This window comes from Anabaena sp. WA102 (assembly GCF_001277295.1).
GTDB lineage: Bacteria > Cyanobacteriota > Cyanobacteriia > Cyanobacteriales > Nostocaceae > Dolichospermum > Dolichospermum heterosporum.
The window spans coordinates 3,192,635-3,204,855 of record NZ_CP011456.1 but is presented as its reverse complement, the minus strand read 5'-3'; the positions used below and the strand labels follow the sequence as shown (position 1 = coordinate 3,204,855).

At 37.0% G+C, this 12,221-nt stretch carries 11 protein-coding genes and 1 tRNA gene; 1 reads left to right on the top strand and 11 read right to left on the bottom strand.

Annotated elements, in window-relative coordinates; genetic code table 11:
* Positions 1 to 659 precede the first annotated feature (659 nt).
* The 11 genes from AA650_RS13845 to AA650_RS13800 form a co-directional block, all read right to left on the bottom strand.
* Positions 660 to 2,060 (bottom strand): HlyD family secretion protein, encoded by a 1,401-nt coding sequence (locus tag AA650_RS13845; protein ID WP_053539458.1) that lies wholly within the window; start codon positions 2,058 to 2,060, stop codon positions 660 to 662.
* A 102-nt stretch (positions 2,061 to 2,162) separates the two neighbouring features.
* Positions 2,163 to 2,597 (bottom strand): four helix bundle protein, encoded by a 435-nt coding sequence (locus tag AA650_RS13840; protein ID WP_174763458.1) that lies wholly within the window; start codon positions 2,595 to 2,597, stop codon positions 2,163 to 2,165.
* Between the two features lie 174 nt (positions 2,598 to 2,771).
* Complete coding sequence (locus AA650_RS13835; RefSeq protein WP_053539457.1) at positions 2,772 to 4,922, bottom strand: peptidase domain-containing ABC transporter; 2,151 nt, start codon at positions 4,920 to 4,922, stop codon at positions 2,772 to 2,774.
* Between the two features lie 456 nt (positions 4,923 to 5,378).
* Entirely contained in the window at positions 5,379 to 5,585 is a 207-nt protein-coding gene (locus AA650_RS13830; RefSeq protein WP_053539456.1) for a hypothetical protein, read from the bottom strand.
* 216 nt (positions 5,586 to 5,801) lie between these two features.
* On the bottom strand, positions 5,802 to 6,017 hold the full coding sequence (locus tag AA650_RS13825; RefSeq protein ID WP_053539455.1) for a hypothetical protein: 216 nt from the start codon (positions 6,015 to 6,017) through the stop codon (positions 5,802 to 5,804).
* A gap of 220 nt (positions 6,018 to 6,237) precedes the next feature.
* Complete coding sequence (locus AA650_RS27945) at positions 6,238 to 6,429, bottom strand: hypothetical protein (protein WP_199924251.1); 192 nt, start codon at positions 6,427 to 6,429, stop codon at positions 6,238 to 6,240.
* Positions 6,430 to 7,566: 1,137 nt separating this feature from the next.
* Positions 7,567 to 7,761, bottom strand: a complete 195-nt coding sequence (locus AA650_RS13815) for a hypothetical protein (protein WP_053539453.1) — start codon at positions 7,759 to 7,761, stop codon at positions 7,567 to 7,569.
* Positions 7,762 to 7,967: 206 nt separating this feature from the next.
* Positions 7,968 to 8,168 (bottom strand): hypothetical protein, encoded by a 201-nt coding sequence (locus AA650_RS13810; protein ID WP_053539452.1) that lies wholly within the window; start codon positions 8,166 to 8,168, stop codon positions 7,968 to 7,970.
* 85 nt (positions 8,169 to 8,253) lie between these two features.
* The gene (locus AA650_RS27940; RefSeq protein ID WP_199924250.1) at positions 8,254 to 8,394 is read right to left on the bottom strand and encodes a hypothetical protein; all 141 of its coding nucleotides are present in this window, start codon (positions 8,392 to 8,394) and stop codon (positions 8,254 to 8,256) included.
* Between the two features lie 972 nt (positions 8,395 to 9,366).
* Positions 9,367 to 9,981: a chorismate lyase gene (locus AA650_RS13805; RefSeq protein WP_039200681.1), complete on the bottom strand. Its 615-nt coding sequence runs from the start codon at positions 9,979 to 9,981 to the stop codon at positions 9,367 to 9,369.
* Positions 9,982 to 10,453: 472 nt separating this feature from the next.
* Positions 10,454 to 10,536, bottom strand: a tRNA-Leu gene (locus AA650_RS13800).
* Positions 10,537 to 10,817: 281 nt separating this feature from the next.
* Here AA650_RS13800 and accC point away from each other — a divergent pair.
* On the top strand, positions 10,818 to 12,164 hold the full coding sequence (gene accC / locus AA650_RS13795) for an acetyl-CoA carboxylase biotin carboxylase subunit (protein ID WP_039200677.1): 1,347 nt from the start codon (positions 10,818 to 10,820) through the stop codon (positions 12,162 to 12,164).
* Positions 12,165 to 12,221: the final 57 nt, after the last annotated feature.

The following is a 12,221-nucleotide window of genomic DNA, read 5'->3' as shown; positions in this document are numbered from 1 at the left end:
AAGTGCCAAATTGACATAAGGTTTTTGTTAAGTAGAAGCATTTACCTGATATTAAGAATTTAAAGCTATTGTAAAGATGCTCTAATTCTGGTAAATGGGAATAAAAAATCAGAGTAGATATATCAGGGTCAGAAATTTTCATGAGATATTTATTCAAATTACAGGACTATTCAATAAATAATACGACAGAATTAATTACATACATGATTTTCCTGTTCTTTGTTTCTACTAAGAGGATGTTTTAAAAGTGGTATCCCGTAATTTTCATCACATTTTTACCCCCCTTAATCCCCCCGATGCTTTGGGGGGAAACCGGAAAAATTAGTTCCCTCCCCTTTATAAGGGGAGGGTTAGGGTGGGGTAAAATATTTTATCCAGCAATCATGACTTTTCAAACACCCGCTAAGAGGATATTTTAAAAGTGGTATCCCGTATTTTCATCACATTTTTACCCCCCTTAATCCCCCCGATGCTTTGGGGGGAAACAAGAAAAATCTAGTTCCCTCCCCTTGCAAAGGGGGGAAACAAGAAAAATCCAGTTCCCTCCCCTTTATAAGGGGAGGGTTAGGGAGGGGTAAAACATTTTATCCAGCAATCATGACTTTTCAAACACCTGCTAATTAATTTAAGTTTTCTGGGTTTTCTGGCTATTTAGCTACTTATAAATCAGCAATTAGTCTAGCTTTTCTCAACATAAATTGCAATGCTGTTTCTTCTCTAGAAATAATATCGGCTGTAGCGTTCATTCCTGATTGTAGCAGACATTTATGACCATTAATTCCAAATGAATTGCTTTCGGGCTGAATTGTGGCTTCAAAGTAGCTAATACCAGGAGAATTTGTCGTATTTGTATCTTTATTTTGAGGTGTAATTGCGTCTGGAGCAATGGTTTTAACAGTCCCCTTAGCAATTCCATAATCAGGATAGGGACAAGCATCAACACGAAGTTGCACTTTTTGACTAATAGCAATTTTGTTAATTTCCGCCGTGGGAATCATGGCTTTAATTACTAAAGAAGCACTATCAGGGACAACTTCAGCAATAGATTCGCCAGCGCGGACAACTTGACCAGAATTTCTTAAATTAAGTTTAAAGATAATGCCATTACTTGTGGCAACAATAATGCTACTTTTTCGCTGATTTTCAAGTTGTTGAAGTTCTTTTTGTGATTGTTTTATTTGAGTTTGTATTTCTACCAATCGCTGAATTAAGCCTTCTCTTTCTTTGTTTAGAGCCGCTATATTTGCTTCACCTCTAGCAGTTTCTTGAACAATCCGTTCTTGTGCCATTTTTACCATTGCTGTAGTTGGATTAATCGCAGCTTGAGTTGATTTAATTTTGATTTTAGCAAGATCAACAGCTTTTTTTGCAGATTGTAGTGTTAAGGTTGTCTGTTGCACAACTAGCTGTTTTTGCTCAAATTCTCTGTTACCAATTGCACCGATTTTGGATAACTGCTTATAACGATCTCTATCCGATTTTGCGAAATCTAAATCAGCTTTTGCTTTTTCTAAATCTACTAATTCTTTTTGAATATTTACCTCTGCTGTTATTAATTCACTTTCAGTATTGATTTTTCGCTCTTGATATTCCCTTTGATTTCTTAATAAGTCCTCTTTTGCAGAATTAACGATAGTTTCTATAACTTTTTTTTCAGCTATAATTTGATAATTTAATGTCCGGTTTTGAGCATATATTTGTAATATTTGTAATGTATTTTGTTTAATACTGTCTTCTAATTGGCTTTTTTTAATTAGCAATTGCTCAGTATCTAAAAGGGCAATTACGTCTCCTTGCTTAACAATTTGATTTTCTTTGACTAAAATACTTTTAACTGTCCCTTCTATTCTTGATTGCACCACACGAGTTTCACCTATGGGACGAACAATAGCCGCAGCTTTTACCGTGACATTATATTTCACCCATGAAGATAAATAAATGCTAGTAATAACAGTCCCCATCAAAAATAAACCTGCTAAGGATGTCCAACGACTAACAGGTGGAAGTGAATTATCAGTTTCAATGACAGAATTAAATTCTTGATTGTGAGTGTAAGTCATGGTTATCTGAATAATGAATGATATAGGGGATGTGGGGGGGTGGGGGATGTGGGGGGGGTGGGGGATGTGGGGGATGTGGGGGGTGGGGGATGTGGGGGAAGATTAATATTTATGGTTTTTATGGTTTTTATGATTCATTAACCAGCGTGATGGGTTATTGATCATAGTCACTAAACCAGATAAAACTTGATTATAATTACCATAAAGTTTACGTCCTGTTTCAATATCTAAGTAATTACATTTAACTGTAAATTCTATCCATGTTTGAGTTTCAGCAGATTCAGCTTCACAATCATTTAATTTAGCAACAAAAGCAGCCTCATAACGACGTTTACGCCAAGCTTCTGCCATATTCGCACAAACAGAACGAGAAGAACGACGAATTTGATCTGTTAGAGAATATCTTTCTTCAACAGGAAAATTTTTTGATAACCCAAAAATTTTCATTGCTGCTTCAACAGCAATTTGATAAATTCCCAAATCTCTATGAGATTTAACCATTGATATTGAGTTTGATTCTTCTGAGTTACCAATCATCTTCTTTCTCACCTCCTTTACTCTTTTACTCTTCACTCCCCTACCTCCCCTACCTCCCCTACTCCCCCTACTCCCCCTACTCCCCCTACTCCCCTACCTCCCCTACTCCCCCTACCTCCCCTACTCCCCCTACTCCCCCTACTCCCAATTAAGGGGGGTAAACACAAGAGGAAATTAAGGAATTACAAAATCTAAATGATCTCCTGATTTAGTACGTAAATCCTGTAAAGAACCTTCTAATTTCAGCCTACCTTGATCTATTAAAACAATCCAATCAGCACGATTAATTACTTTGGGTCGGTGAGTAATTAAAATCGTTGTTTTTCCTTGACGATGTTCAAATAATTGGTCTAAAACTTGGGCTTCACTCACTGGATCAAGTCCACCTGTAGATTCATCTAAAATGAGAATTGCTGGGTCTGTAACAATGGCTCTAGCTATGGCTAATCTTTGTCTTTGTCCACCAGAAATATTAGCACCAAATTCACCCAAAATAGTTTGATATGTCTCAGGCATTTTACTGATAAATTCATCAGCACCAGCAATTTGACAAGCTTTAACAATCTGCTCAAAGCTAACATAAGGCGCTCCTAATCGGAAGTTTTCGACAATTGAACGATTCCAAAAATGAGCATCTTGGGGAACGAGAACTACCTGTTGACGGAGAGATTCTAAGGAAAGGTCTTGGAGATTATAAATCCCAATTTGTATATTGCCAGATTGGAGTTTATATAAACCAGAAATTAGTTTAGATAATGTACTTTTACCACAGCCAGATTTGCCAATTAAAGCAATATTTTTACCTCCAGGAATCGTTAAAGAAAAATCATCTAATAAGTCAATACGACCAGGATAATGAAAGGTTAAATTTGTACAAATAATATCAGCATTTTCAGAAATTGTCGCAAAAGGTTTTTTACCATTATCATCATCTTCTGGAGTGGCATCAATAACTTCTGTTAACCGCCGTACAGCAGTTTTTGCACGAGTAAATTCATCAACAAAATTAATAACTGTACTAATTAACCCAATAAAATTACCATTCATTGAGTTAAAGGCTAGTAATTGTCCAATACTCAAATTTTCAGATGGGTTAATTACTAAATAGCCACCAAACCAAAGTAAAATTACACTACCAATACTAGAAACAAAACCAGAAAATGTATTATTAATAATCCCAATTTGCATTGTCTGAAATGTGAGCCTAGCTAGACGATTAAAGCGATTTTGTAATTCATCCCAAAATTGTCTTCCTGATGTGGTTGTTTTGAGAGTTAATGCACCTTTAAAGGTTTCGACTAAAACCCCTTGGGTTTCGGCTTCTGTAACTAACAGTTCATTAGTTTTTTGCTGTAATGTGGGTTGAAAAATAAATGTAGATATGGTCATTACCACAGAAATTACTAAAGCTGCTGAGGTAAGTTTCCAACTATAAAATAACATGAGAAATAAGGAAATTACCGCAATAAAAAGTTGACTGGGTAAACCAACAACAACTTGAGCAATTAATTGATTAATTTGGTCAATATCTCGCAGCCGACTGACAACTTCACCACTGCGACGGGTTTCATAATAAGTTAATGGTAAACGCAGAATTTGCCGCCCAAATTCTAAGACTAAACCTAATTGCATTCGTTGGGCAAAATGAGCAATTAAGTTAGACTGGACAAATGAAAGACTATGAGAAATAATATTCATGACGACTACAGAAATTACTACTGTAGTCAATAATTTTGTGTCACCTCTAACTAATACATCATCAGTAAGAATTTGCAGCAAAAAAGGGGAAGCTAAAGACAGCAAACCCAATACTAAATTGAGAGGTAATGCTTGGAATAAAATGCCACGATAAATCCAAACTCGTTGGAAGAAACGCCAAAAACCACCGACCTGATCTTGCTTTTGAGCAAAAAAGCGAATAGGGTCTGGTTCTACTAATAATAATAACCAATCTGTCCAAGCTGCTTCTACATCTTGTTTGGAAAGATAACGCAAGCCCACTGCGGGGTCTGCAATCAGAAATTTTTTACCTTTTTTACCATATAAAACAACCCAATGATTTCCTTGCCAATGAATGATTGCTGGTAAGGGTGCTTCATTAATTTTATCTAATATTTCTGGCGAAGTTTTCACGGGATTGGCTTTAAAACCCAGGATTTCTGCGCCTCTTTTTAATCCTAATAAGGTGGTTCCAAATTGCCCAGTTCCTACAGCTTCTCTAATTCTGCTAATAGTAAAAGTCTGACCATAATGTTTAGCAATTGAAGCCAAGCAAGCTGCTCCACAATCTTCTTCGCTATGTTGTTGAACTAACTGGTATTTCATGGATAAAGCACTTTGGAGAATAAGAAGTAGATAGTAGGTTTTTGGAATTATCTTTTTTTTGATTTGTGATGTAAATATACAGACAATATATAAGTAGGTTGGCGTTGAAAATTGTCGTTATGGCAAGGCAAAAGGCAAAAGGCAAGAGGCAAGAGGCAAGAGTGAAGAGGGTTTAGGCGATTTTACATTTCTTTACACAGTTTGGTTTTATTGTGTTCACCTACTTAGGTTTATTAAAATAATTTAATCTTCATTTAATTTATAACTAGCTAAGAGCCGAAAGCCGAATGAGCTAAAAAAATTACTGTAATAATTTGATAGTAATTTTTTTGGGTTTTTATAAAACTAAAAATCACTACGTAGCATCAAAAAAAGTTATAAAATGTAATTAATATCTTATTATTAATAATAAGTAAACATTTATAACTTTTTGTCAAAAATTTACCAGAATATCTTCTAATATTTGCTCTTGATAAATTGAGAGATATCTACGATATTGCCGTTACCCATAACAAGTAAAGTTATCAGATTAATATTGAAAATATTGAAAATATTAATCTTATTCCTGTCATTATTCCTGCGCTTATTTTTGTGTTGTAAACAACCACCAGCTACACTTTCTTGTTGTGCTAGAGATACTTCGGTGAATAATAGATTGGACATGGTAAATGCTCCTTGATTTTAATTATTGCCAAGTAGTCAACAGCCAGTAAAATGACAATGTAGAGGATGTTAATATTGCCTATTTGATCATATTTAGCAAAGTGCTGACTGCTTTTATCTGATCAGACAAAGGTTATAAATTCAAAATCCAATTTATTCTTTTTTATTGAGAATGGGGTAAAGTTATAACTTTTTTCAATCATTCACAAAAATATTCTATGGGTAGCTTTGAATATATTGACCGATGTTTATAATGTTATTTTTACCTATCGCAATCCCAACCCCAATGTTTGTATTAAAACTAGTATTTATTCGGGGATTAACATTAACATTAATATTAAACTTATTGCCAGTGGGAATACCTTTTAAAGTGCCACCAGCTATAGTTTCTTGTTGCGCTACAGATACTTCTGTGAATAATGAATTAGACATGGTAAACTGCTCCTTTTTTTATTTCAATTGCCGGGATGTAGTCAGCTATTACTAGAGTAGAAAATAACTAGAGAGAAATTAAGCTTACCTCTTCATTTACTTCTATCTAGTTGGTAGCTGACTTAAGTGATTTTAAAAGGCTCTTAATTAAATACCTAACTCCTCTTCTTTATAAAAAATAGGAGAGATTATAGAACCTTTCATCAATCAAAACCTATTATTAACGCCAAGAATAAGGATAACTTTGATAGGTTTTTGTTTTCTTGATAATGCTCTTAATTGTTTGTTCAACGGCAGTGATATTTCCTAAACCTTTAACGGTTGTGATCGCAACGTTACTAATGTTGGTGTCGCCACCACCAGATAGGATTTCTTGTTGTTCAACAGATACTGCGGTAAATAGATTAGACATGATTAAATACTCCTTGATTTGTATCGCTTGGAGTTGTTTACTGCTTGTTTGCCGTTTAACTCCTCGCTTGTTAATAGAATATCTAAGAGTTCTAGATAATTCACTCTCATTTTCTGCAAACTTAATTACCAGATTGGGAAAGATATAGTTCTCTATTACGTCAGTGATATTTCCGAAAAATACACGGTAGTACACTGCGGCGTAAATAAGATGACTATTAAAATCTCCGAAAATTTGATTGATTACAAGGCTTGAAAATGGTTCATTCACTTACGCTGCACGGTACTAGTACCGCCGGGCGGAAGTCAAAATTCAAAAGCCAACACGAATATGGTATAGGCTTTTAGGAGATTGATCATGGTTGGTTTATTTACGCCGTTGTGTACTAGTGTGGGTAATTTTTTGATTAAATTATGAATTTAATTCTGCAATTAATCCATTTTGAGACCTTGAAGCAAGTAGATTGACAGGACAAAAATGAAGGGTATCGCGTTTTGTAAAATGGTTGAAACTCAACCAGAATCTACTGGTATTTAATTCATATTTATGGTGAAGAATATTAATTTAATTTTTATAGTTTGGGGTTGATTTTGTTCAACCCAACATTAGTAATAAGATAGCAAAGGATGTTCAGTTGAGGAACGAAACCCAACCTGCAATAAATGTTGTTTTACATAAAGATAACGATGGATTCAAAAAAAAATATACCTTTTTTCCAATCATTTATAAAAACAATTTATAATTAGTTCCAAGTGCTGTAATTGATTGTTACGGTATTATCCTAACCACCGGAACTTTAGCACAATATTAATACTTCTAGTGATCTCTTTTTAACCACAAGCTACACTTTTTATTAGAAATACTTCTGTGAATAATAGATTAAATATAGTAAATGATCCCTGAATAAGTTAGAAATGGTAAACTATCCCGGATTTTAATTATTCCCAATTAGTCCATAATCAGTCTAATCGTAATAGAGAAGATATTAATATTCCCTATTCAGTTAATCTGTATTTAGTTGATAGCTGACTTATTTGAGGTGATCAAATAAAGATTATAAATCACAAGTCTAACTCATCCTTATTCATTAAGAATAGGAGAGGATTTGTAACTATTTGTGAATTATTTGTAAAGACCCTATGATCTGCTTGTGGCGGTTTGACCAATTGTTCCTTGATTAGTTTTACCCACCTGAGTTAAAACCGCAATATTGGTGGCGAGACTGGTGCTGATCTTGATAGTGGGATTGACAGTGACATTGATCGTTCTGAGACCACCAGCTATGGTTTCTTGTTGTGCTAGAGATACTTCTGTAAATAACGGATTAGACATTGTAAAACGTTCCTTTTCTTATTTTAATTGTAGGTAGATAGTCAGCTATCAGTAGAAGATAAATGGACAAGATATTAAGTTTACTTCTTCATTTACCTCATGTCTAACTGATAGCTGACTTATTTTAGGCGATCAAACAAAGGTTATAAGTCCAATATCTAACTCATCTTTTGTTATGAAAAAGAGGAGAGATTGTAAAACCTTTTTTATGCAGTAGCAACAGCATTGGCACTTTGAATTGTGGTATTTTTATTCACAGCCAATCCAGCCAATCCAAGATTAACTTGAACACTTTCACTCTTGTTCCCAGCAACAGCAATAGCAACAGATTTCTTAGAAACACCAAAAAAACCACCAGCTACGGTTTCTTGTTGATCAACAGGTACTGCGGTAAATAATACAGACATGATCGAATTCTCCTTGATTTGTATTATCGCTTGGAGTTATTTACTGCTTGTTTGCCGTTTAACCCCTCGCTTGTTAATAGAATATCTAGGAACAATTAGTTAATTCATCCTCAGTTTCTGCAAACTTAATTACCGGATTGAGAAATAGATATTTCTGTAAAATACACGCCAATATAGCTAAATCATTGTCACCAAATAGAAAATTTCTGCTACCATCTTTCATCATTCTGACCAACCAATAACAGAAGTTGTCTTTTGATGACTAAAAGAACTAGAAAATTTTTGAATTTGCTTAGTTTACTTTAGTAACCTTTAGCTATTAGCCTGGAACTTCAGTGGGGCTGTCAGCTATACTCAAAACGGCTTGATTGTTTGATTCTAAACGTAGGGGTAAAGCAAGAGCTTCATTGGTGTCAACTTAACGTAAAACATCTATCCCGCAAAGAAGTCAACTCGTCTCATTCCCCTGCTCTGACTGGGAATGAATTCTAGAAGGCTCTGCCTTCAATGATATTAGAGGCAGAGCCTCATCAACTGCATTCCTAGTCAGAGACTAGGAACGAGATGTGGTAGGGATTTGAGCTTACAGCAATTTCCAATCATATAAGGTACATCTTAGCCCCCTCATCGCTTGCGGGGAGGGGGTTGGGGGTGGGGTTCTTGTTCCGGGTTTGATGACAATTTGCTGTAAGTTGGCACCTATGAAGCTCTTGCTTTACCCCTACACATCTGGGTTATTTGTCATTTGGCAAAAGTTTAAATCTCACCCGTGTTTAGTATAAGTAGGTGAACAGAAAAATTTAAAGGTATATAACGGTATGTAAAGTTGTCTCAATGCGAGATTCTGATTGGGTTTCAGCCATTTTACAAAACGCAATACCCCTCATTTTTATTTTGTTTACCTACTTAAACAAATAAGCTATCTGTAGCTTAAGTTGACACCTGTGGTTGCCATACATTGGTGTCAACTTACAGCAATTCTTGTTCTCATGAAATAGAATGGAGGGCGCAGGCCCTGCGCCCCTACGGGTTTGGCGATAGAAAACTGTAGCTATCTGTAGCTTAAGTTGACACCTATGGTTGCCATACATTTTAGAATTCATTCCCAGTCAGAGACTGGGAATGAGACGACTTGAGGTTTTTCGTAATTTTGTAAAAGTCCATGTCTCAACCGTGTTTAGTATAGTTATGGAGAAAATTAACTTTCAAAATTCATAGCGCCCAAATATTTAGTTAAAAACGGCGAAAAAACTTCATAAATCAAAGTCAGCGGTTGTCCATGATGCCAAAATAAATAATGGCGACCCCAAAACGGACCTTTTTCATTAAAACCCGACTCTAACGCCTCTGAGTTACCATAATAAATACCTTGCACATCTCTATATAACTCAGTTCGTAACCGCGCTAAACTTGCCCAAATTGGTAAAGACTTGTTTTGTAAATACTCATCTACATGACTTGCTTCCCACCAAGAAGCAGCATAATATAACCGCTGTCCAGAAGCAGTTCGCACCCATACCTGTCTTCTAATTCTTGGACCTGGTAGCATCTGCATTATAGTCGGTGCATTATCGGAACTCATGCCAATTGCTGACATATCAATCACATCTACCTCCGTTGGTTCACCCGTAAGTAGTTGGACGTGCCGAGTCGGAGAACCATCACCCAAAAGCAGTAATTGCCAAGTTGGTGCTAACTGAGTGTGCGGTAAACCGCATTTAATCGCTTCCTCCCCACCTTGCCAAATAGGAGTCAGGCAATGCCAAGCACTTGGTAGGATTAGATCATTTGTGGGATTAAAAGTAGTAGCCAATGTTCTTTACAAAAGTTTATATATATTTCTATCAATAGCATAAAAACCAGCATCACTAGGGACGCTGGCAAGGAATCAAAAATATGGATTTTGATCAAAAAATGTAAACCCGCTGCTATAGTCATTTTTCTGACCTAACAGCGGGTTATTTAGAGAACTCCATAAAAAGAAATGCCCAATGTCATTCTGTTCGCGCAGCGTGCCAGAGGCATTACGAAACGAAGTGAAGAATCTCTTGAGACGCTTCGTTTCGCTTTGCTACACTCAGCATGACAAAACAGGATCATTTATTTTGTGGCTTACTCTTAGAGGTTGTTTGAAAACTTTTTCGTGTGGTATCTGACACCCGCAGATCCCCCTAAATCCCCCTTGAAAAGGGGGACTTTGAGGAATTTAGCCCCCTTTTGTAAGGGGGGTTGGGGGGATATCGATTAATTCTGATACTTTTCAAACATCCTCTTACATTCAAAAATGCGGATGGCGAGACTCGAACTCGCAAGGGCTATGCCCACACGCACCTCAAGCGTGCGCGTATACCAATTCCGCCACATCCGCGCGGTTTGAACACAGATTACAGTATAACATAAAAAAATTTCTCAAACACAAGATTTTGCAAATATTTCCCAGATATTTTTTGAATGGGTATGAGACTAACAGAAATATAGTTGCAGCACAAGTCATATTAAAAGGTCTAGGAAAGATGCCACATAATCTAAATAGTCTGTTAAAAATTATGTTTGGGGATCTCCTGTCACGATTTACAGTAATGCAACAGCTTTATGTCAACAGGATGGGAGAAAATGTGAATCTACTGGTACTGATATCGTAACTAGAAAATGAAATTTGACAAAATATTAATTGCCAATCGAGGAGAAATAGCCCTTCGCATTCTCCGAGCCTGTGAAGAAATGGGAATTGCCACAGTAGCTGTTCACTCGACTGTTGACAGAAATGCTCTCCACGTCCAACTTGCAGATGAAGCGGTTTGCATTGGTGAACCTGCCAGCAGCAAGAGTTATTTGAATATTCCCAATATTATTGCTGCTGCACTAACGCGCAATACTAGTGCCATTCATCCTGGTTATGGTTTTTTATCAGAGAACGCCAGATTTGCCGAAATTTGTGCCGACCACCACATTGCTTTTATTGGTCCTAGTCCTGAATCTATCAGGCTCATGGGGGATAAGTCCACAGCCAAAGAAACAATGCAAAAAGCTGGTGTACCTACAGTTCCCGGTAGTGAAGGATTAGTAGAATCAGAAGAAGAAGGATTAGCGATCGCCAAAAAAATTGGCTATCCTGTGATGATTAAAGCTACCGCAGGCGGAGGCGGTCGAGGAATGCGGCTAGTCCGTTACGAAGAGGAATTTGTCAAACTTTTCTTCGCGGCACGGGGGGAAGCAGGAGCAGCCTTTGGCAACGCAGGCGTTTATATAGAAAAATTTATTGAACGTCCCCGCCACATTGAATTTCAGATCCTAGCGGATAACTATGGTAATGTTATCCATCTGGGTGAAAGAGACTGTTCAATTCAGCGTCGTAACCAAAAACTCCTAGAAGAAGCCCCTAGTCCGGCTCTCGACCCTGACTTACGGCAAAAAATGGGCAAAGCTGCCGTTAAAGCCGCCCAGTTTATTAACTACACCGGAGCAGGAACTATCGAGTTTCTTCTAGATAAATTCGGTAAGTTCTATTTCATGGAAATGAACACCCGGATACAAGTGGAGCATCCAGTAACAGAAATGATTACTGGTATAGACCTAGTAGTTGAACAAATTCGCATTGCCCAAGGTGAAAGACTAAAGCTCACGCAAAAAGAAGTGGTTCTGAGAGGACATTCCATTGAATGCCGGATTAATGCTGAAGACCCAGATCATGATTTTCGTCCAGCCCCCGGCAGAATTAGTGGTTATCTTCCCCCCGGAGGACCAGGGGTGCGGATTGATTCCCACGTATACACGGACTACCATATCCCCCCTTACTACGACTCCCTCATAGGTAAATTAATTGTGTGGGGACCAGACCGAGCCACCGCTATTACCCGTATGAAACGCGCATTGAGAGAATGTGCAATTACAGGAGTCCCTACAACCATTCCCTTTCATCAAAAAATTATGGAAAACCCGCAATTTTTAGAAGGTAATATTTACACCAGCTTTGTCCAGGACATGAAAATGCAGTAATTAGTCATTGGTCATTGGTCATTGGTCGTTTTCTTCCTCCTGACTCCTGACTCCTGA

Coding starts and splice junctions, on each gene's coding strand:
- AA650_RS13830 (WP_053539456.1), bottom strand. CDS start 5,585: ATGTCCAATCTATTATTCACCGAAGTATCTCTAGCACAACAAGAAAGT.
- AA650_RS13825 (WP_053539455.1), bottom strand. CDS start 6,017: ATGTCTAATTCATTATTCACAGAAGTATCTGTAGCGCAACAAGAAACT.
- AA650_RS13845 (WP_053539458.1), bottom strand. CDS start 2,060: ATGACTTACACTCACAATCAAGAATTTAATTCTGTCATTGAAACTGAT.
- AA650_RS27945 (WP_199924251.1), bottom strand. CDS start 6,429: ATGTCTAATCTATTTACCGCAGTATCTGTTGAACAACAAGAAATCCTA.
- AA650_RS27940 (WP_199924250.1), bottom strand. CDS start 8,394: ATGATGAAAGATGGTAGCAGAAATTTTCTATTTGGTGACAATGATTTA.
- accC (WP_039200677.1), top strand. CDS start 10,818: ATGAAATTTGACAAAATATTAATTGCCAATCGAGGAGAAATAGCCCTT.
- AA650_RS13840 (WP_174763458.1), bottom strand. CDS start 2,597: ATGATTGGTAACTCAGAAGAATCAAACTCAATATCAATGGTTAAATCT.
- AA650_RS13810 (WP_053539452.1), bottom strand. CDS start 8,168: ATGTCTGTATTATTTACCGCAGTACCTGTTGATCAACAAGAAACCGTA.
- AA650_RS13815 (WP_053539453.1), bottom strand. CDS start 7,761: ATGTCTAATCCGTTATTTACAGAAGTATCTCTAGCACAACAAGAAACC.
- AA650_RS13835 (WP_053539457.1), bottom strand. CDS start 4,922: ATGAAATACCAGTTAGTTCAACAACATAGCGAAGAAGATTGTGGAGCA.